At 29.2% G+C, this 19,736-nt stretch carries 24 protein-coding genes; 4 read left to right on the plus strand and 20 right to left on the minus strand.

What is annotated here, in order from left to right:
- Positions 1–363 precede the first annotated feature (363 nt).
- Positions 364–1,116, plus strand: coding sequence for a TSUP family transporter (locus tag BN346_RS14530; protein ID WP_040329582.1), 753 nt, complete (start codon positions 364–366; stop codon positions 1,114–1,116).
- A gap of 115 nt (positions 1,117–1,231) precedes the next feature.
- Here BN346_RS14530 and BN346_RS14535 read toward each other — a convergent pair whose 3' ends face one another.
- Positions 1,232–1,477 (minus strand): hypothetical protein, encoded by a 246-nt coding sequence (locus tag BN346_RS14535; protein WP_040329583.1) that lies wholly within the window; start codon positions 1,475–1,477, stop codon positions 1,232–1,234.
- Positions 1,478–1,825: 348 nt separating this feature from the next.
- Here BN346_RS14535 and BN346_RS14540 point away from each other — a divergent pair, with 348 nt between their 5' ends.
- Both BN346_RS14540 and BN346_RS14545 read left to right on the plus strand, forming a co-directional pair.
- Positions 1,826–2,149, plus strand: coding sequence for a hypothetical protein (locus BN346_RS14540; RefSeq protein WP_040329584.1), 324 nt, complete (start codon positions 1,826–1,828; stop codon positions 2,147–2,149).
- A 37-nt stretch (positions 2,150–2,186) separates the two neighbouring features.
- Positions 2,187–2,537, plus strand: coding sequence for a hypothetical protein (locus BN346_RS14545; RefSeq protein ID WP_040329585.1), 351 nt, complete (start codon positions 2,187–2,189; stop codon positions 2,535–2,537).
- 105 nt (positions 2,538–2,642) lie between these two features.
- On the opposite strand, the gene panD is transcribed toward BN346_RS14545, so the two are convergent.
- From panD to BN346_RS14565, 4 genes are read right to left on the minus strand one after another with little or no spacing between them, the layout of a single operon-like run.
- Entirely contained in the window at positions 2,643–3,026 is a 384-nt protein-coding gene (gene panD / locus BN346_RS14550; RefSeq protein WP_040329586.1) for an aspartate 1-decarboxylase, read from the minus strand.
- A gap of 13 nt (positions 3,027–3,039) precedes the next feature.
- Entirely contained in the window at positions 3,040–3,888 is an 849-nt protein-coding gene (gene panC, locus BN346_RS14555) for a pantoate--beta-alanine ligase (RefSeq protein ID WP_040329587.1), read from the minus strand.
- A 47-nt stretch (positions 3,889–3,935) separates the two neighbouring features.
- Positions 3,936–4,763, minus strand: coding sequence for a 3-methyl-2-oxobutanoate hydroxymethyltransferase (gene panB, locus BN346_RS14560; protein ID WP_040329588.1), 828 nt, complete (start codon positions 4,761–4,763; stop codon positions 3,936–3,938).
- Positions 4,760–5,617: a Rossmann-like and DUF2520 domain-containing protein gene (locus tag BN346_RS14565; RefSeq protein WP_203226302.1), complete on the minus strand. Its 858-nt coding sequence runs from the start codon at positions 5,615–5,617 to the stop codon at positions 4,760–4,762. The genes panB and BN346_RS14565 overlap by 4 nt, the downstream gene beginning before the upstream one ends.
- A 657-nt stretch (positions 5,618–6,274) precedes the next feature.
- Between BN346_RS14565 and BN346_RS14570 the strand changes: the two genes are divergently transcribed.
- Complete coding sequence (locus tag BN346_RS14570; RefSeq protein ID WP_040329589.1) at positions 6,275–6,646, plus strand: hypothetical protein; 372 nt, start codon at positions 6,275–6,277, stop codon at positions 6,644–6,646.
- 119 nt (positions 6,647–6,765) lie between these two features.
- Here the strand turns inward: BN346_RS14570 and BN346_RS14575 are convergent, their stop codons facing one another.
- The 15 genes from BN346_RS14575 to eutA form a co-directional block, all read right to left on the minus strand.
- On the minus strand, positions 6,766–7,236 hold the full coding sequence (locus BN346_RS14575) for a cupin domain-containing protein (RefSeq protein ID WP_040329590.1): 471 nt from the start codon (positions 7,234–7,236) through the stop codon (positions 6,766–6,768).
- Between the two features lie 47 nt (positions 7,237–7,283).
- Positions 7,284–8,375, minus strand: coding sequence for an ethanolamine utilization protein EutH (gene eutH / locus BN346_RS14580; protein ID WP_040329591.1), 1,092 nt, complete (start codon positions 8,373–8,375; stop codon positions 7,284–7,286).
- Between the two features lie 105 nt (positions 8,376–8,480).
- The gene (locus tag BN346_RS14585) at positions 8,481–9,020 is read right to left on the minus strand and encodes a BMC domain-containing protein (protein ID WP_040329592.1); all 540 of its coding nucleotides are present in this window, start codon (positions 9,018–9,020) and stop codon (positions 8,481–8,483) included.
- Between the two features lie 22 nt (positions 9,021–9,042).
- Complete coding sequence (locus BN346_RS14590; protein ID WP_040329593.1) at positions 9,043–9,312, minus strand: EutN/CcmL family microcompartment protein; 270 nt, start codon at positions 9,310–9,312, stop codon at positions 9,043–9,045.
- Positions 9,313–9,346: 34 nt separating this feature from the next.
- Positions 9,347–10,042, minus strand: a complete 696-nt coding sequence (locus BN346_RS14595) for a TIGR02536 family ethanolamine utilization protein (RefSeq protein ID WP_242838442.1) — start codon at positions 10,040–10,042, stop codon at positions 9,347–9,349.
- 33 nt (positions 10,043–10,075) lie between these two features.
- Entirely contained in the window at positions 10,076–10,912 is an 837-nt protein-coding gene (gene eutJ, locus BN346_RS14600) for an ethanolamine utilization protein EutJ (protein WP_040329595.1), read from the minus strand.
- A gap of 11 nt (positions 10,913–10,923) precedes the next feature.
- Complete coding sequence (gene eutD, locus BN346_RS14605) at positions 10,924–11,565, minus strand: ethanolamine utilization phosphate acetyltransferase EutD (protein WP_081771026.1); 642 nt, start codon at positions 11,563–11,565, stop codon at positions 10,924–10,926.
- Positions 11,566–11,577: 12 nt separating this feature from the next.
- Positions 11,578–12,393: a cobalamin adenosyltransferase gene (locus tag BN346_RS14610; protein WP_040329596.1), complete on the minus strand. Its 816-nt coding sequence runs from the start codon at positions 12,391–12,393 to the stop codon at positions 11,578–11,580.
- A gap of 252 nt (positions 12,394–12,645) precedes the next feature.
- Complete coding sequence (gene eutM / locus BN346_RS14615) at positions 12,646–12,930, minus strand: ethanolamine utilization microcompartment protein EutM (protein ID WP_040329597.1); 285 nt, start codon at positions 12,928–12,930, stop codon at positions 12,646–12,648.
- A 111-nt stretch (positions 12,931–13,041) separates the two neighbouring features.
- Complete coding sequence (locus tag BN346_RS14620) at positions 13,042–14,514, minus strand: acetaldehyde dehydrogenase (acetylating) (protein ID WP_040329598.1); 1,473 nt, start codon at positions 14,512–14,514, stop codon at positions 13,042–13,044.
- Between the two features lie 14 nt (positions 14,515–14,528).
- On the minus strand, positions 14,529–15,152 hold the full coding sequence (locus BN346_RS14625) for a BMC domain-containing protein (RefSeq protein ID WP_040329599.1): 624 nt from the start codon (positions 15,150–15,152) through the stop codon (positions 14,529–14,531).
- A gap of 15 nt (positions 15,153–15,167) precedes the next feature.
- The gene (gene eutL, locus BN346_RS14630) at positions 15,168–15,824 is read right to left on the minus strand and encodes an ethanolamine utilization microcompartment protein EutL (protein ID WP_040329600.1); all 657 of its coding nucleotides are present in this window, start codon (positions 15,822–15,824) and stop codon (positions 15,168–15,170) included.
- Between the two features lie 18 nt (positions 15,825–15,842).
- Positions 15,843–16,727, minus strand: a complete 885-nt coding sequence (gene eutC, locus BN346_RS14635; RefSeq protein ID WP_040329601.1) for an ethanolamine ammonia-lyase subunit EutC — start codon at positions 16,725–16,727, stop codon at positions 15,843–15,845.
- Positions 16,728–16,741: 14 nt separating this feature from the next.
- Complete coding sequence (locus BN346_RS14640) at positions 16,742–18,109, minus strand: ethanolamine ammonia-lyase subunit EutB (protein WP_040329602.1); 1,368 nt, start codon at positions 18,107–18,109, stop codon at positions 16,742–16,744.
- A gap of 25 nt (positions 18,110–18,134) precedes the next feature.
- Positions 18,135–19,568: an ethanolamine ammonia-lyase reactivating factor EutA gene (gene eutA, locus BN346_RS14645; protein ID WP_040329604.1), complete on the minus strand. Its 1,434-nt coding sequence runs from the start codon at positions 19,566–19,568 to the stop codon at positions 18,135–18,137.
- Positions 19,569–19,736: the final 168 nt, after the last annotated feature.

Consider the following 19,736-nt stretch of genomic DNA (forward strand, 5'->3'; position numbering starts at 1 on the left):
ATTCTAATTCCATTTACTGATACACTAGGTGTAGTTTTTCGAACTCCTTCCCCATATATAATTTAAATTTATATTTTACAAGCTCTATAGGGTTCCAAGTTCAAACCAAAAATAAGAGTCTTATCAAAGAAGACTATTGATATTACAGTTTATTCTGATATCATGGTTGAAATCAATTAAGAACTAAGAATTAAGAGTGAAAAACCTATAGCCTCCCTAATTATATTGGACAAAGTTAATTTTTAAAATATAGTGGACAGAAAGAGATTATTTTGAATTTAAACTTGAAATCCTATATTATTTAATTACACAAGTTGTATTTAATATGAATTTTTAATTTTATAATTAGGAGGGTTTAATTAAATGTTATTTAAATTATCTTTTCTTGCTATTGCTGGATTTTTTGCAGCTTTTATAGATGCTATTGCTGGTGGTGGTGGACTTATAAGTATGCCCGCTTACCTAATGGCTGGAATACCACCACATCTTAGTTTAGGTACCAATAAGTTTTCAGCTTCAATGGGATCTCTTACTAGTTCATATAATTTTTGCAAATCTGGCCTTGTTAATTTTAAACTAATTAAAATTTTAGCACCATTTACTTTTATAGGTGCAATATTAGGTGTAAAAACTGTTTTGCTCTTAGATGAAAGTTTTTTAAATGTTTTTGTTTTGTTTCTTATATTAGCCATTGGCATATATACAATATTTTCAAAAAACATTGGTGCTGAAGATAACTTTACAGGGTTTAATAAGAAAAATCTAACACTAGGAATTATATTTGCATTTTCTCTTGGATTTTATGATGGTTTCTTCGGACCTGGTACAGGCTCTTTTCTAGTATTTGGTTTAATAAAAATATATAAATTTGATTTTTTACATAGTACAGCTAATACTAAATGTTTAAATTTTATAAGTAACATTACAGCACTATTAACATTTGCCTTAAATAATTCTATAAACTATAAAATTGGATTTATTGTTGCTATATTTATGGTATTAGGCGCTAAGTTTGGTACTAAAATAGCAATAAATAAAGGCTCCAAACTAATAAAGCCTATATTTATAACTATGTCATTAGCTGTAGCTTTAAAAATGCTAATAAATCTAATTTAAAAGAAGAAAGTATTTAAGTTCTACTAATACATTGTCATAGCTTATATAAAGTCTATGCTAAATTAGTTAACTTAAATACTTTCTATATATTTATATTATATGCAAATGTAGTTTTTTATAACACCTTTCTTATTTCTTCTATCTGAAAATCTTTTATGAATTTATTATTTCCTTCATCTTTTAATATTAAATAAATTTTACTATCATCAAACTTTAACACTGATCCTTTTCTTTTAGTTCCTATAATATTAACAGATGTACCTTGAACAATTTTCTTTAAGTGATTTGCCCCACAATATTTACAAACTTCATCATTCTCACATAACCTTTTGCATTCTGTACAATAATAAATTTTCCTCATAAAAATTCCCCCTTTAATATAATGTAATTTCAAAATCTATTTTATACTTATGAATAAAATTATCTTAAATTCTAATTTAAATACTCATAAGCTAAATTTTATTTTTAAAAATAAGCTAAGTGCGGGTTGTTTAAAATAATTTTAAATGTACACTTAGCTTTTAATAATATGTTGTTTCTTATATTATAATTTTAGCAAAATAAATCTCTAATATTCTTATTTTTACCAATTATTAACTATTTATTTATATTTTATATTCACTTTTCATTTTCTACTTCACAAATATGAATATAAAATTTATAATTGTATTAATACTTTTATCATAATTTTGAAAGGATAGTTTTTATTATGATGGTTATACTTTATATAATAGTAATTATTATATTTTTCTTTTTTGCTAAAAATAACTATAGAAAGAGAACTGAATTAATAAATAAAAATATTGAAGAATTTATTGTTGATATATTATCTAACTATAATTTATTAAATGTAGATAATCAAAATAAACTAATTTTGTCTTTGGATAATAATGAAAAATATTATTTTGACTCTATTATAAATAATAATTTTCCTTATAGTTCAAATATGAATGTTGTTCAATCTTATATGTTACATTTACAACAAATTATGGATAAAATAAAAATTTTATCTCATAATCAAAATAAATTATAATTTATGGAATTTTTATATTTTAGAAGGAGTGATATTTATGAAAAGATGTAACAAAAAAAAATCTAATGGCGTTTCTCCTGTTAAAGCTGCTATGGCAGTAGCTGGTATAGCTGCTACTTCAATATTTTTATATGAACAATTTAATAAAATGCATGATAAAAAAATAAGACAGTGTTTTGAAAGATTTGAATGCAATTTTGATGATGAGGACGAAACACTTTATGAATGTGATGATTTAGATGATAATTTTGGAACAATAGCTGTTGATAATAAGGATGAGCATTCTTGTTGTTGTGGAAATGATTGTGGTTGTAATAATAACATTGATTCATCAAACGAAAAAAAGGAAGATACTCTATCTTCAAATGATGATAAAAATAATGCTTAAAATTATATAAGATTTCAATACATTGATAAATTTAATTTTTGAATATATTTTAATCAAAAAGAAAAAAGACTAATTACATTAGCCTTTTTTCTTTTTATCTTAATGCTATTTTATTTCTCCATGTTTTTCATAATTACATATAGTATCTATTTGATTGTTTTCATTTACAAACACAACCTTAGGTTTATGATTTTTTATTTCTTGATCTTCTAAATCGCAATATGCCATTATTATCACTTTATCTCCTACATTAACACACTTCGCTGCTGCACCATTTAAACAAATCATTCCACTTCCTCTATCTCCTGCAATTGTATATGTTTCTAATCTATTACCATTATCTATATCTACTACTTGTACTTTTTCATATTCTAATATATCTGATTTCTCTAGAAGTTCCTCATCTATTGTTATACTTCCTACATAATTTAAATTCGCTTCCTTAACAATAGCTCTGTGTATCTTAGCTTTTAACATAGTTAATCTCATAATAGCACCTCATCTATTCTCTATTAAATGTAAAATTATCAATAAGTCTAGTTTTTCCTATATAAACTGCAATAGCAACTAAAATACTATTTTCTATTTTCTTTACAGGTTTCAGTGTTTTACTATCTACTACTTCTACATAATCTATTTTTGCTAAGGGTTCTTCTTTTATAACTCCTTTTATAACATTAATTACATTTTCTCCTGAAGCTTCACCATTTTTTAATTTTTTTAGTGCTAAATTTAATGATTTATTTAATATTAATGCTGCTACTCTTTCTTCCTTAGACAAATACGTATTTCTAGAACTTTTAGCTAATCCATCTTTTTCTCTTATTATTGGACACCCTACTACATCTATATTAAAATTTAAATCTTCTACCATCTTTTTTACAACTGCTAATTGCTGTGCATCCTTTTCTCCAAAGTAAGCTCTATCTGCCATTGTAATGTTAAATAACTTACTTACAACAGTGCATACGCCTCTAAAATGTATTGGTCTTGATGCACCACAAAGTCCTTCTGTTAATCCTTGAACATTTATATATGTAGAAGCATTATTTTTGTACATCTCAACCGGTTCTGGATTAAAAACTACATCTACACCACAACTTTCGCACAACTCTCTGTCTTTTTCTATATTTCTTGGATAACTTTCCAAATCTTCATTAGGTCCAAATTGAGTAGGATTTACAAATACACTTACTATAACTTTATCATTTTCTTTTCTAGCTTTCTTTATAAGACTTTCATGTCCTTCATGTAAATATCCCATTGTTGGAACAAGTCCTATAGTCTTACCTTCTTTTTTCCACTCACTCACTAAATCTTTAATCTCTGATATATTTTTTATTAAAACCATTTTACTCCCCCATATCATTTTTATGATTTTTAACCCACTTTTTCAAACTAATATAATTTCTGTATTATTTCATCTTCAATTTTGAATGTATGTTCTTCACTTGGAAAAGTTTCACTATTAACTTCATCTATATATAGTTTAAATCCTGATGACATTTTTTCTCCTATATTTGAAAATGTCTTAACAAATTTAGGTTTAAAATCATTAAACATTCCAAGCATATCTTGATAAACTAATATTTGTCCATCACACTTATTTCCAGCCCCTATTCCTATTGTTGGTATATCTATAGACTTAGTTATAATTTCTGCTAATTTGGCTGGAACACATTCTAATACAATAGCAAAAGCTCCTGATTTTTCAATTTCTTTTGCTTCTTCTATTAATTGTTTAGCAGCTTTTTCACTTTTCCCCTGTACCTTAAATCCGCCTATAGAGTTTATAGATTGTGGTGTTAGTCCTATATGCCCCATAACAGGAATAGATGCTTTTGTAATAGCCGCTATCTTTTCGCACATATCTTTTCCACCTTCTAATTTAACAGCATGAGCATGTCCTTCCTTTATTAATCTCCCTGCATTATATACAGCATTACTAGTAGATACTTGATATGACATAAATGGCATGTCAGCAACCACTAATGCACTTTTGCATCCTCTTGCTACTGCCTTAGTATGATGAATCATATCTTCCATTGTTACTGATAAAGTATTTTCATAGCCAAGGCAAACCATGCCTAATGAATCACCTACAAGTATTCCATTTATTCCACTTTCATCAATTAATTTTGCCATAGAATAATCATATGCTGTAAGCATTGTAATTTTTTCATTATTATCTTTTCTATTTTGAAATGTGACTACTGTATTCTTCATAACCCTTCTCCTAAAAATCCTTCTATACTTTTATAATCTTTGTTTACATTTTTCATTTTTGCAATGTTTAATAGTTCCTTACTTAAAAGTTTATATATTTCCTTGTCATTTTCATTTAACTTTTCATAATGTTTAATTATAGTTTCTACATCATTTCTTTCTATTGGACCAGTTAAACTATCTATTATTCCATTTTCCATTATGTTTTTAATATTATTGATAATTAATGGATTTAAAGCCTTTAAAGCTTCTTCTTCTTTAAATCCATATGTTTTCAAATATGATTTAGACATATTTATTAAAGCTAATACAAAATTACTAGATATTACACTAGCTGCATGATATAGTGTCTTGTCTTTTTTATTAATTATCTTTACATCATTACCAAGACTATTAAATGCACTTTTTATATTATTTATATATCTACTATCACCTTCTAAGGTTATAAATGCATTTTTTAAACTTTTATAGGAATTATATTTATCACAAATTGCAAATAATGGGTGTATTGAATATCCGTAGGCACCAAACTGTTCTATATGTGTAAAAACATCTGAGGATAATGTTCCACTAAAATGACAAATAACTCTTTTCGAAATGTTATATTCTCGTAATTCACTCCAAATATTTAATATTTCATCATCTGGAGTTGAGACACAAATTATATCACTCTCATTTACTATATCTTTAATACTTAAATAAAATTTAGAATTTGTAAATATAGATGCTTCTTTTGAGGATAAATTGTTTTTACTATAATATCCACTTAATTTAAATTTATTTTCACTTAGATACTTTCCAAAGGAAAATCCTACTTTTCCTGCTCCAATAAATCCAATTTTTATAAATACCACCACCTTAAATATAGATTTTTAAATTTTTAATAAAAATTTAAAATAATTTATTTTTATCTAATGCTTCTAAAAATTATTTCGCTATTAATTCTTTAGAAATATAAATACATTAGTTAAATAAAAAAATTTTCAAATATTTTTTCTATAAAAATTTAAATTTTTTGGTATCCAAAATTCATATAATTTTTGAATCCATACATAATTTAATTTTTTTCAGTGATACTATAATTTATACTTGTATTTAAACAAGCTAGTCTCATTCATTCGATATGAGCTGTCATTTTGTTCATTAATTTGTTTGGTGTAGTTCTTTCTGATACTACCCAAGTATAATTTATCATAATTTTATATATTGTTCAAATATTATTAATTTTTAAGTATTATACTAATACTTAACACTTAAATTAATATTTTCCATTTATGTTTAATTATATCATTTTTTTATTTTCATTTTAAACTTAAAACACTATATAAAACTAATTACAGTTAAATTAATGATAAAACTTTTAACTATTTAAATATTAAATTTAAGTAGTTTCTTATTTATAAAATTTTATAGATATATACATTTAATAAATATTTTACACGGGAATATTTATTATTTTTAATATATTTAAACATTAAAAATTCTTAAAATGGAAAGGAGTATATATTATTATGATGGTTACACTTACTGTTAGAAATCTTATGAATTTAGGTTTATGGGGAAGACTTTGTGAATACAAAGGTTGGGATAAACAGATAGTTAGAGAAGGACTAATTGCTCCAGATACAGAAATTGAATTTGACGACGAATTTTTAAAGAAAGATATAGTGCCAATAGAAGATCTTAAAGTATTTTTATTTAATATTAGTAGTGAAGATGCTTTATATTGTGGTACAGTTTTAGCAAAAGATTTAGATGATGCTAGAATTAGATTAGGTACTATCCATAATGTAAATAAAGTAACTACTATTCAAGAAATAACAAAAGAACAACTATATAATATGAAAAACAAGCACTTAGTCTTAGCAAGAATCCCACTTTAGTATTATAATTTTTAATAATAAAAAAAGATATGCTTATTTAATTTAAGCATATCTTTTTTGGGGTAAATTTTAATATATGAAAATTTAATCTGCTATTTAAATCATCTTATATTATTTTTTTAGTTTTGTTCTGCCCAGTTTGCTGGATAAGTTGTATATGTAAACTTAGCATACTTAGGAACTGTAAAATGTATTGAAGATTTTGCAGGAATAAATATTAAATCACCTTTATTTCCTACAATTTTTTCTCCATTTATATCTATTTCTAGACTTCCTTCTATTATATAGTCTATTTCATCATAGTTTAATGTCCATGCAAAGCTAGTTTCTTTCATTTCCATAACTCCACATCCAAGTCTTGGACTTTCTTCTAATGTTAAAACATCTTTTAAGTAAACTTGATCCCCTTCTTTTCCTGTATCAAATTTTTCAGGTTTTACAGTTTCAGTTTTTATTGAAATAACTCCGTTTTTACCAACTGTTTTTTCAAAATCAGGAGCTTTCTCTTCTGTAGCTTGTGCTTGTCCTAATTTTTCAGTTATTATTTTTCTTACTATTTCTTCGATTAATGATTCATTTAAATTTTCCATAACAAAATCTCCTTTTTAACCTTTTATATTTTTATATTTTTATATTTTTATGCTTCTTTTTTGCTTGCTACGTTTTTAGTCATTAACATAGCTACCATTACAGCTGTAACTCCACCAACTAATTTACCAATTATCATTGGAGTAATTAATTCTTGGTTAACTCCTGCTGCAAATCCTAAGTGATCTCCAAATACGAATGCTGCACTTACTGCAAAAGCAACGTTTATTATTTTTCCTCTTTCATCCATATCTTTCATCATTCCGAACATTGGTATACTATTTGCAAGTGATGCTATCATACCAGCTGCTGCAACATCGTTCATCTTTAATAATGATCCAACTTTCATAAGTGGCTTCTTGAATACTTTTGTTATAAAGTGTACTAATGGATAAGCTCCAGCTAAGATTATAGCTATATCTCCAACAACTGCTACACCTTCTCCAATTGGTGCCATTCCTGGTATAACTACAAATCCTGTTGCGCTTTCTATACATGCTGCTACAAGACCTAAAGTTATTACTATAGTTATAAATTTACCAAAGTAAGTAAATCCTTTTATCATTCCATTTGGTATAAGTTTTAATCCTAATGCTATAAGTACTGCAAATAATATAATTGGAGTTAAGTTTTTAAGAACTAACATAGCTGGTAATCCTGAAACTACTCCCCCTACAAATGTTCCTACTGGTACTGTTATAATTCCTGCTAAAACACCTTTAGCTAAGTATTGTTGATCATTCTTCTCTATTATTCCTAATGCTACTGGTATAGTAAATACTATTGTAGGTCCCATCATTGATCCTAATATTAATCCTGCAAATGGCGCTACTTGTGCGTTCTCTGCTAATTGTTGAGCTAATTGATATCCACCCATATCACAAGCAAGTAAAGTAGTTGCAAACATTGAAGGGTCTGCTCCTAATGCTTTATATAGTGGTACTACTACTGGTTTTAATAAATCAGCTAAAACTGGAGCTAAACACATTGCTCCTATCATTGCTAAAGCAAGTGAACCCATAGCCATAAAACCTTCTTCAAACTGTTCACCATATCCAAACTTATTTCCTAAAAGTTTGTCTACAGCTCCTATTACTAGGAATGCCATCATAATATACACAATAATTTCATTAATGCTCATATATCGCACCTCTTTTCTTAAATTTTAAACTGCTTATTAGAGAAATATCTCTATGTTGAAATTTAAATTAAATTTCTATATTATCATCTTTAAAACTATATTGATTTAAAGACTTTGTAAAAGAAGTTTACTTGGAGAAGGGATTACTACACTATGAATTATTTTTTGAGAATTTAAAAAGTCTTTTGCTGACTTAACGCCTTCTTCAACACTAGACACAGAACCATTAATTATAAAATAAGCTCTTCCTGCAATACCATTTCCTAAAACTAGTCGTACTAAATTTACATCAGATGTTTTTAATGCTACATCTAAAGCTATAATTGAAGATGTTACTGTAGAAAACTCCATTATTCCTATAGCATTAAAATTTGTTACAAGTGGTCTTTTTTTTAATCCACTTAAAACTTGTTCATGAACTCCTGATATTATAGTACTCTCAACTAATCTTTTTTCACTTTTGTCAGCTTTCTCTATAGCTTCTTTTATTTCTTCAACATCTCCAGAAATTATAGTTAAAAACTTTCCTGGACATATGTGTCTTAGAAGTTCAACATCTACAAATGAAGATTTTAAAAGAACATCACTTATTTCTATGCCTTTTGCAACGCTACTAAATTCTAATATTCCTAAAGCTTTTTTCATAAATTTATTCTCCATTGTATATTTAATTATCAAACTCTAATGAATCAATAATTCCAACTATAGTTGCATCTATTGGTGCCTTTTTGTCATCAAGCACATATCTAGCTGAACTACCTCCAACTATAATAACTTGGTCGCCAATTCCTGCACCTACAGAGTCTACTGCAACTATTGCATCGTGTGTAAGATCTCCTTTATAATCCAGTTTTCTTACAACTAAAAATTTAAAACCACTAAGATTCTCGTCTTTTCTAGTTGCCCATAAATGTCCTGTTACTTGTCCAATAACCATAATAAGTTCCCTTTCCTCTCCTAAATAAACTTTCTTAACTTTCTATTGTTATAGTAATGTTATTTATTCTTGCAAAATCTTTCGCTAATGGAGTAATTATAGATTTCTTAGAAATTCTAACTTCTTTAGCTCCATCTTTTTGCATATTTTTCATATCTATTTCTGATACTAACTTTTTAGTTATAACATTTTGATGTGTTCTAACATCTACCTTTTCTAATGATTTAACTTGTGTTTTTTCTTCACTTTTATTTGCACTTTTTTCTGTAACTTTGCTACCTATAATAGCTCTTAATGATGTGAATTCAACACCGAATGTTGATAGTTTTTCCTTATAACCTTGGAATACTTCTATTAATCCTTTTGGTGCTACATCTTCATATTCTTTATATTCTAATCCCTTTTCTAATCCGTATACTTTCTTTCCCTTTAAAAGAATATCTATAATAGCTTTTTCTTTTTCTGAGTTTTGATATCCTTGTGCTATATTAATTAGCTCATTATTAGAAAGGTTTTGTATTAATATAAATTCATAATTGTCTAAATTACCCATAGAATCTATTGAATCTACTGACATCTCATTTTCAGCTAAAATCTTTTTTACTACTGGACAAAGATTTTCACTTTTTTCTAATATTAATACTTTTTTATTATTATTTACTTCTACCATAAGCTTTATTCGCTTCATAACCTCTTTAGTTATAAGTTCTATTAACTTATCATTATCCATAGGTTTCACTCCTTCCCCCCTGTATTCGAGATTTTAAACATTCTCTTTTGAAGCACAGTTGATTGCTATTCCTAAAGGAGTAACTAAAAATGGGTTTAATGGTTTAATAGTTTCTATACCTGTTTCTTTTTTTATTATTCTCTCAAAATCTTTAAGACAACAAGTACCACCTACTAAGTAAATTTTCTCTACATTAAATCCTTGTATGTGTGTTCTAACAATTGAACCTATCTTTTGAATTACAGGTGTCACAATATGAAAAATCTCATCTTGATTCTTTATATCTTTTTTCTTTTCTTCTGCTTCTTCAAACGGAATTTTATATGCACCTGCAACTACTAGTGACAATTGAGTTCCTCCTGTCGCTTCATCTGCTGTGTATATTACTTTCCCATTTTCAAAAATTGACAATCCTGTTGTTCCACCACCTACATCTACAACTACGCCATTTTCAACTTCTAATACAGCATTTGCTGCAGTGGGTTCATCCTCTACAGATACAACTTCCATTCCAGCACCCTCAACAACATACATATGAGTTTTTATATCTCTTTCACCTGTTCCTGGTGGTACTGCTATTGCTGCTTTTGTAAGTTCAAATCCAAGTTTATCTTCAAGTTTTTTCTTAAGTTCTCTAACTATATTAGTAGCTCCAATAAAATCTACAACTAACCCATCTCTTACTACTTGTGCAAACTTCATTTCACAAGCAACTGGCTGTTTGTTTTCATCTAAAACCACTATAACTATATATGCAGTTCCTAAGTCTACTCCTACATATAATTTGTCACTAGCTGAAACTTTTTTAGGACTTTTTATTGATTGTTCTACCTTTTTTATAAGCTCATCAACTTTATTTAAGTTAGCCATAATTAACCTCTTTATTTAACTATTTCAGCATAAACACCTTTAGTAAATCCACAGGCATTTGCTTCATCATAATCAATATGAATTACAGTATTAAATTTATCGCTTACTCTAACAGCTACTTCATCAAAAATTAAACTTCTCTCTCCAGATATTTTAACTTTTACATCTTCACCATTTTTAATTCCATATTTACTTGCATCTTCTGGCGTTATGTGTATATGTCTTTTAGCAACAATTACACCTTCACTTAAAGAAACAGCTGCATTTTTTGAAACTATAGTTATTGGTGCACTATTTTTTATATCTCCTGACATTCTAACAGGTGCATTTATTCCTATAGAAACTGCATCACTTTTTGAAAGTTCAACTTGAGTATCTGCTCTTGCAGGACCTAAAACCGCTACATTTTGCATAACCCCCCTTGGGCCAACAAGTGTTACTTTTTCTTCACAAAGATATTGTCCTGGTTGAGATAAATCTCTAACTTTTTTAAGTTCATATCCTTTTCCAAAAAGAACTTCTACTTCCTTTTGAGAAAGATGAACATGTCTTCCTGATGCTTCTACTAATATTCCTTTGTTTTCTTTTTTCTCTTTTAATCTTTTAACTACTTCATCAATGATGTAGTTAATTTCTGAATTTGATATTTGCACTCTTTTCACCTCTTATTTGTACTTTCCAGCTACATATTTACACATCATTACATAAAAACAACTACTTAATCTATTCATTGCTAGTGCTATATCATTTCTTGAAAGTTCACCGTCTTCATTTATAAATGCATTATAAGCTACTATTTCTACTTCTCTACTCTCAGCTCTTAAACTATTTAGTTCTACAACTACATCTCCCATTTGATAATTTGGGAAAATTATATGTTCTGTACCTAAATATTTCTTAGGATTGTGAGAATGTGCTTTTAATTCTTGTTCATTTAAACCAAGAAGTTTAAATTCTGGTAATGGATCTTCCATTACTTCTGATGCAAGTATTAATCTTACATAGTCAAGAATTTCTTCTAACTCTTCTAGTACCTTAACCTCATTTAAATTCTTACATACCACTTCTGCTTTTAGTATTTGAGCTTGAAGTGAATCTAGTCTTCCTCTTAAAACTATTCTTCTGTGTCCTTTAGAAACTAACATGTTTCCTTTTAGTTGAGTCATATGTTCTGGTTTATTTTCAAAAGCTCCACCATTTATATATTTATAACGTGGTATAAATTTATTTTCTTTTGCTTCTGGAACTTTTGGATTTTCGCTATCAAAAGCATTTTTTGCATTGCTATTTTTTATAAAATTAGTTCCATCATATTCTTCTTTTACATCTGATTCATTAGATTTATAAACTAATTTAATGCCCTTATCTTGTAAATATTGTCTAGCTGAAGGAGTTATTATCACACCTTTTTCAACTACATATTCACTAATATTCTGATTTTTAATCTTACTTCTTAAAGTGCTTTCTGTTAATACGCTCATGTATTTCACATCCTTTACTATAGGGTTTTAAGTTGTTTTTTACTTAAATACCCGAAATAGTTAAACATACTCCTTATTGGACCTTGTTTTCCTATAAGATGCCTTAAACTTAATCATACCCATGGACTCTTAACTATAAAAATCAAACTAATTTGATTTAAGCAAGGCCAACTTAATTGGATTGCCATTACATTGTTATAAGTTCATGGGCATGATAAACAATTTATTCTTTATTCTTTTGCTTTGTTAATCCTAAGCTTCGAATTTTGGAAGTATAACTTCAACTTCTCCGTGTGGTCTTGGGATTACGTGAACTGATACTAATTCTCCAACTCTCTCAGCAGCTGCAGCACCTGCATCTGTAGCAGCTTTAACAGCTCCAACGTCTCCTCTTACCATTACAGTTACAAGACCTGCTCCGATTTGCTCTTTTCCTATTAAAGTTACGTTAGCAGCTTTAACCATTGCGTCTGCAGCTTCTATAGCTCCTACTAATCCTTTAGTTTCTATCATTCCTAATGCGTTCATGTTTGCCATTTGAAATTCCTCCTTAAATTTACCTTTAATATTTTTTTATTTATAAGTTTTATATTGTAAGTGAGGAAAAGTTAAGTTTTTCTTAACTTAATCCTCTATAATTCATCTTGATTAAGAAAGTGATGCTAACTGTTCAACAACTTTCTTTATTATTAATTCTAATTGATCTTTAGATATTGAAGATTCAGATTGAGTACAGCTTGGACATTCTTCTCCTCTAAGTTCTTCAAGTTCTCTAACTCCACATGCAACTCTTTTTATGTTAATTAAGTTAAGTGGTCCTATGTTATCAGAAGTTGAACTTCCTCCAACTGCTCCACAACCTAATGTAAGTGCTGGAACAAGATTTGTTGCTCCACCTATTCCACCTAATGCTCCTGGAGTATTTACTAACAATCTAGATACTGGAATTCTTAATCCGAAAGTTTTTATAACTTCATCATTGTTTGAGTGAAGTACTAAAGTATGTCCTTTTCCTTCATTCATTAAGATTCTTGTACAAAGATCAATTCCTTCTTCTAAATCATTAACTGTGTAGAATGCTAAGATTGGAGTTAACTTTTCTCTTGAATAAGGATTATCCTTACCAACAGTAGTTTGTTCAGATATTAATACTCTGCTTCCAGCTTTAACATTTAATCCAGCCATTTCAGCTAATTTTTCTACACTTTTACCAACGATTTGTGGGTTCATTGTTCCATTAGCTCTTAATATGAAGCTTCCTAATTTTTTAGATTCTTCTTCATTTAAGAAGTAAGCACCTTGTCTTATAAGTTCTTCTTTAACAGCTTCTTTCATAGATTTTTCAACAACTACTGATTGCTCAGATGCACAGATTACTCCGTTATCAAAAGTCTTACTATCTAAAATTCTCTTAACAGCTAATTTTATATCTGCTGATTTATCTATAAATGCTGGACCATTTCCTGGACCAACTCCGATAGCTGGTGTTCCTGAACTATAAGCAGCATGTACCATTGCTTCTCCACCAGTTGCTAGAATTAATGCTGTATCTTTGTGTTTCATTAATTCACTTGTTCCTTGTAATGAAGGAATTGTTATGCATCCAATAAGACCTTCTGGTGCTCCTGCTTTTATTGCTGCATCATTTAATATTCTTGCTGTTTCAATGATACAATTTTTAGCATTTGGATGTGGTGAAACAACTATACCATTTCCTGCTTTTAAAGAAATTAATGTTTTATATATAGTTGTTGATGTAGGATTAGTTGAAGGAATTAATCCTGCTACTACTCCAACTGGCACTCCAACTTCAAAGTACTTTTGCTCTTTGTTTTCGTTAATTATTCCAACTGTTTTTGTGTTTTTCATGTTTTCATAAACAACTCTACTTGCAAAAGTGTTTTTTACGATTTTGTCTTGCCACTTTCCAAATCCTGTTTCTTCCCAAGCCATTTTAGCAAGCTTAACAGCTTCTTTCTCTGCAGCTTCTGCTACAGCTTTAACTATTGAATCTACTTTTTCTTGAGAAAATGTTTTATATATTTCTTGAGCTTTTTTAGCTCTAGTTATTAATGTTCTAGTTTCTTGTAATGATAATAAATCTTTATCTAAAAGTTCCATTTATTTTACGCCTCCTACTGCTCATTAAGTATAGCTTCTACAAGTTGTTCTTTTTTACTAAACTTAATTTGTTTTTTAGTTAGAGAAAGCTTATGTTCTTCTTTAAGTTTTCTAGCTATAGTTCTTAGTTCTTGAACTTTTAATGATTCTAACTCTTCTTTAGTCATCTTCATTACATGTTCAATTTCTATACTAGTTTTTAAAGTTTCTTTTTCACTTTCATTCTCTAAAGTTTCTTTAGCGTCTATGTTCTCTTCTACTATCTCAAGCTCTTTAGCATCATCTATATCTTCTATATCATTTGCTAAATTTTCACTTTGAGAGCTTTCATAGGCGTTTAATTCTTCAATTACTGCAATTTCTTTTTTCTCTTCAAACATACCCACAACGCTTTCGTCTGCTCTAGCTATTACATGAGTATTTCTTAATGTTCCAACTTTATCAATTGCTATACAAGCAGCTTCTACTGCAGCTTTTACAGATGCTACATCGCCCGTAATTACTATTGTAACTATTCCACTGCTTACAAATTCACAACTTACAAATTCAACATTTGCAGACTTTAATGCTACATCAAGACCTTCTACTGCTCCAACAAATCCATAAGTTTCTAAAAATCCTAGTGTGGATTTCTTCATATTCCTCACCTAATCTTAATATTCTGTAGGATTTTCTGCTACAAATTTAACTGCTGCTGCAAAGGCTTCACAAGCTGCTTTACATGCTGATTGGCTTCCTGTTAATAATCCTCCACCAAAGTTTGTTTCTGATGGTGGTCCAAAGAATGCCTTTAATTCAACTGCTGCTGCTTTCATAGCTGCATCTAATGCATACATAGCTTCTAATGGTGGTGCTATAACATAAGCTAATGCTTCACCTTCTCTTATTCCTGCTGTTTTAGAAAGATATGAACCTGTTCTTGATATACATTGTGCATAGTATGGAATTGAATCATCATCATTTGCACTGTAGAATGTTGCTACTCCGCTTTCGATGAAATCAACTGCTGCATTCATTCCACTTCTAACTTCTGCTGGACTTGGTCCTGCTATTATTCCTATAACTTCTCCTGCTAATTTACTATTAGCATTTGCTGCTCCACCATAAAATGATTTTGCATAAACTACTTCAACATCTGCTGCTTTAGTAGCTTCATCTAATGCTGTGTAAGTTACATCATCACAATCAGCAGTTAATATTCCAACACTTTTGTGCTCAGGTTTTAAATCGAATTCTTTTGCCATATCAGCATTAACATTTGGTATTATTTTAACTGCTAAAACTGATGGACGTAATTGATCGTTTTTCATAATGCTATACCCCCTGAATTATAATTTTAAATCTAATCCACTTGCTTTTTTATCTAACATTAGTTTTATTATATCTGCAATGTAAGCACCAGCTTCAACTGCAGGAGTACCGCCTTTATGTATGTTAGATACAACTGTTCTTCTTGATTCTGGCATTCCAACTGTTGCTTTGTAAGCTATATAAGCACTCATACTTTCAGCTGTTACAAGACCTGGTCTTTCTCCAACTAATAGACAAGTTACATCTGCTCCAAGTTCTTCTGATACAACATCCATAGTTCCAACTCTTCCAAGTCTTACGAAGAATGGGTCTCCTATAGATATTCCGTGTCCTTGTAATCCTTGAATTAATGCTGGTAATATATCTTTTATGTTAGCTTCGATAGCTTTTGAGCTTAATCCATCAGCAATAAATATTTGAACTTGAGGATTTCTCTTGAATGAACTTAATTTAGCTAATTCTTCTCTAGATATTTGTCTTCCAAGGTCTGGTCTTGTTATAAACTGGTCTTTAGATTCACATTTTGTTTGAAGTGTTATTAAGTTCATTTCTTTTAATAACTCTTCATTAACATCTGTAAATACAGCATCTTGAGCTGCAGCGTGGTCTGCTCTAAATCTTAATACTGTTTCAGTTTTGTATCTTGTTCCAGTTTTGCCTATTCCTATTCTTGCAGGAGTATGCTTTTTCATTTTTAAGTATGCTTCTGCATCTTCTGGATTCTCTACTAATAGAGTTGTTCTTATATCTTTTTCTGTGATGTCTGGAATCATTCCATTCTCATCTACAGATGTATTTTCTGTGTTATTATTTGCTGCGGCATTAACATTTGAACCGCTATTAGCTGTCATTTCTACTAATACTTGTTCTACTAATTTTTTTAAATCATTTTCTGAAAACATGTTACTTACCCCTCCTACTTTTTAAGAAATACAGAAGCATCTCCTGCTTTTGCTGTTAACTTTCCATCATTCATGAAGCCCCATTTTTCTAACCAAGCTTCAAACTCAGCTATTGGTCTCTTATTTAAAAGTTCTCTTAATGTTGCTGTTTCATGGTATCCTGTAGTTTGATAGTTAAGCATTATATCATCCCCGTGAGGAATTCCCATAAAGTAAGTACACTCTGCTGCTGCTAATAATACAGCTAGGTTTTCTACATCATTTTGATCTGCTTTCATATGGTTTGTGTAACAAACATCACAACCCATTGGTATTCCACTTAATTTACCCATGAAGTGATCTTCAAGACCTGCTCTTATAACTTCTTTACTATCGTATAAGTACTCTGGTCCTATAAATCCAACAACTGTGTTAACTAAGAATGGATCAAACTTTTTCGCAAATCCATAACATCTAGCTTCCATAGTTACTTGGTCTGCACCATGGTGTGCATCTGCAGATAATTCTGATCCTTGTCCTGTCTCGAAGTACATAACATTTGGACCTGCTGCTGTTCCTTCTTTTAATGCAAGTTGTCTTGCTTCTTCTATAATTGTTCCTGAAAGACCGAAAGCTTCATTTCCTTTTTCAGATCCTGCAATACTTTGGAATATTAAGTCTGTTGGAGCTCCTTGTTTTATAGCTTCCATTTGTGTTGTTACGTGAGCAAGAACACAGTTTTGTGTTGGTATTTCGTATTTTTGTTTTATTTCTTCAAATTTCTTTAATACTTTTACTACACTTCCAACAGTATCATCAACTGGGTTTAATCCTATAACAGCATCACCAATACCATATGTTAAACCTTCTAATAATGAAGCAACTATTCCATCAACATCATCTGTTGGGTGGTTTGGTTGTAATCTTGCTGATAATCTTCCAGTTTCTCCTATTGTAGTGTTACAGTGAGCTGTTACTTTTATCTTTTTAGCTCCTGCTATTAAGTCAAGGTTAGACATAAGTTTAGCTACTGCTGCAATAACCTCACTTGTTAGTCCTCTTGATATTCTTCTTATATCTACACCTGTTGTAGTATCTTTTAATATCCATTCTCTTAATTCTGAAATTGTCCAATTTTTAATTTCAGCATATATTTTTTCATTTACTGCATCTTGTATTATTCTTGTAACTTCGTCTAATTCATAAGCAACAACTGGGTTGTTTCTTATGTCTGCAACTGTTAAATTACTTAATACAACTTTTGCTGCAACTCTTTCTTGAGCTGTTGTAGCAGCAACACCTGCTAATTTGTCTCCTGATTTTTCTTCATTAGCTTTTGCTAATACTTCTTTTACATCCTTGAACTGATACGTTTTTCCAAATAATTTAGTTTTTAGTATCACTATAGTTCACCCCTCTAAAATAAAATTATGAATTAAATACTAGTGTTTTTATTACTACTGGTACGACTTTCCCATTTACAAGTGGTTTTCCAATGTCAATATAATCTCCATTTTCAACCTTTATGCTATCTATACAAACTACATTTGTAGCTCTGCCTAGTTTAGCGTAAATAGTTTGTCCTAAAACTTTTGCAATATCATTTTCTACAACTATAAATAATGGATATTTACTATTAATTAAAGATTCCATACCATTTATAATTGAAGTTGCTAGGTTTTGTATATCTATAAAGGAAGGATTTTTATTTCCCTTTAAGGCTACTGCTACTAATTGGTTTTCATTTTCTATGTTAAACCAATTAACTTTTTCTTTAATGGCTTTTTCTATTGACTCAAAGCCACCATTTTCATCATCTTGTGATAATTTCAAAATTGGTAAATTCTTTATTGGAAACACATCTGCTGTATAAGTTATAGTACTACCACTTATATCTGTTGTGTGTGACCCTGCACCTACTACAGTTGCTCTTATAGTTTCTATAGCTTCTTTTAACTTTAGTTTTGAAATTAAGTTTGAGTTTCTTATTTCCTCACCTAAAATTACACCCATATCACCAAACTTGAAATAATCATTGTAATCTGTATTGTATATATAATCAGCTACTCCACCTGAAAATGTTACATATTCTATGTTATAGCCATCTTTAATACCTTTATTAGTTTGAAGATTTTCGTACATTGAAGTTCTAGCTTTAATGCATACAGACTCTTCTAATATCTCAGTCATTTTTCTTGCTATTTTTCTTAGTTTATCTACATCTGCTATATCTCCAACATTTACATTTACACCTATAGATTCAGCTAATTCTTTTATTTTTGGATATATATAGTAAATCTTTTTAGTATTTGTATCTATTTTTATAAGTCTTCCACCTATATCCATACATCCTGTGTCTATAAGTTCTCCATTTTTAAATAATGCTAGGTTCGAAGTTCCTCCACCAATATCTATATTTACAACAAAGGCATTTTCTTCATCAGATACTTTGTCAGCACCTGCTCCTCTACCTGCAATTATTGATTCTAAGTCTGGACCTGCTGTTGCAACTACAAAATCTCCTGCGAAACCACTTAAAGTTTGAAGCACATCATTTGCATTTTCTTTTCTAGCTGTTTCACCAGTTATTATTACAGCCCCAGTTTTAACGTCATTCACACTTACTCCAGCTTTTTCATACTCACTTCTTATTATTTCTTTTACTTTTTCTTTATCTATTTTTGTTTGAGTTACAAGTGGTGTAAAATAAATTCCGCTTCTGTAGATAATTTCTTTATCTACAATATTTACTCTTGGTACTGTAAAGTTGCTTGCTGTATTTTCAATTGTTATATTGCTAAATACAAGTTGAGTTGTAGAGGTTCCTATATCAATACCTACACTTAAAATTTCTTCTCTCATTTTTGTTACCGTTATATAACTTCTAAGTTTAATAAGTTATAAGTTACTTAATACGGATTTCCCCCTTTCTTTTATAAATTTAATTTCATAATCATTTCTTAATTTTAGAAATTTATTTTTTATAAAATAAAGCCCAGAATATTCATTAGCTTATTTAAAACAATTTTT

The sequence above is a fragment of the Clostridium ihumii AP5 genome (assembly GCF_000612845.1).
GTDB classification, from domain to species: Bacteria; Bacillota; Clostridia; order Clostridiales; family Clostridiaceae; genus Clostridium_J; species Clostridium_J ihumii.

Excerpts from the sequence above, each read along its gene's own strand:
- BN346_RS14530 (WP_040329582.1), top strand. The coding sequence starts at position 364 with ATGTTATTTAAATTATCTTTTCTTGCTATTGCTGGATTTTTTGCAGCT.
- BN346_RS14535 (WP_040329583.1), bottom strand. The coding sequence starts at position 1,477 with ATGAGGAAAATTTATTATTGTACAGAATGCAAAAGGTTATGTGAGAAT.
- BN346_RS14540 (WP_040329584.1), top strand. The coding sequence starts at position 1,826 with ATGATGGTTATACTTTATATAATAGTAATTATTATATTTTTCTTTTTT.
- BN346_RS14545 (WP_040329585.1), top strand. The coding sequence starts at position 2,187 with ATGAAAAGATGTAACAAAAAAAAATCTAATGGCGTTTCTCCTGTTAAA.
- panD (WP_040329586.1), bottom strand. The coding sequence starts at position 3,026 with ATGAGATTAACTATGTTAAAAGCTAAGATACACAGAGCTATTGTTAAG.
- panC (WP_040329587.1), bottom strand. The coding sequence starts at position 3,888 with ATGGTTTTAATAAAAAATATATCAGAGATTAAAGATTTAGTGAGTGAG.
- panB (WP_040329588.1), bottom strand. The coding sequence starts at position 4,763 with ATGAAGAATACAGTAGTCACATTTCAAAATAGAAAAGATAATAATGAA.
- BN346_RS14570 (WP_040329589.1), top strand. The coding sequence starts at position 6,275 with ATGATGGTTACACTTACTGTTAGAAATCTTATGAATTTAGGTTTATGG.
- BN346_RS14575 (WP_040329590.1), bottom strand. The coding sequence starts at position 7,236 with ATGGAAAATTTAAATGAATCATTAATCGAAGAAATAGTAAGAAAAATA.
- eutH (WP_040329591.1), bottom strand. The coding sequence starts at position 8,375 with ATGAGCATTAATGAAATTATTGTGTATATTATGATGGCATTCCTAGTA.
- BN346_RS14585 (WP_040329592.1), bottom strand. The coding sequence starts at position 9,020 with ATGAAAAAAGCTTTAGGAATATTAGAATTTAGTAGCGTTGCAAAAGGC.
- BN346_RS14590 (WP_040329593.1), bottom strand. The coding sequence starts at position 9,312 with ATGGTTATTGGACAAGTAACAGGACATTTATGGGCAACTAGAAAAGAC.
- BN346_RS14595 (WP_242838442.1), bottom strand. The coding sequence starts at position 10,042 with ATGGATAATGATAAGTTAATAGAACTTATAACTAAAGAGGTTATGAAG.
- eutJ (WP_040329595.1), bottom strand. The coding sequence starts at position 10,912 with ATGGCTAACTTAAATAAAGTTGATGAGCTTATAAAAAAGGTAGAACAA.
- BN346_RS14610 (WP_040329596.1), bottom strand. The coding sequence starts at position 12,393 with ATGAGCGTATTAACAGAAAGCACTTTAAGAAGTAAGATTAAAAATCAG.
- eutM (WP_040329597.1), bottom strand. The coding sequence starts at position 12,930 with ATGGCAAACATGAACGCATTAGGAATGATAGAAACTAAAGGATTAGTA.
- BN346_RS14620 (WP_040329598.1), bottom strand. The coding sequence starts at position 14,514 with ATGGAACTTTTAGATAAAGATTTATTATCATTACAAGAAACTAGAACA.
- BN346_RS14625 (WP_040329599.1), bottom strand. The coding sequence starts at position 15,152 with ATGAAGAAATCCACACTAGGATTTTTAGAAACTTATGGATTTGTTGGA.
- eutL (WP_040329600.1), bottom strand. The coding sequence starts at position 15,824 with ATGAAAAACGATCAATTACGTCCATCAGTTTTAGCAGTTAAAATAATA.
- eutC (WP_040329601.1), bottom strand. The coding sequence starts at position 16,727 with ATGTTTTCAGAAAATGATTTAAAAAAATTAGTAGAACAAGTATTAGTA.
- eutA (WP_040329604.1), bottom strand. The coding sequence starts at position 19,568 with ATGAGAGAAGAAATTTTAAGTGTAGGTATTGATATAGGAACCTCTACA.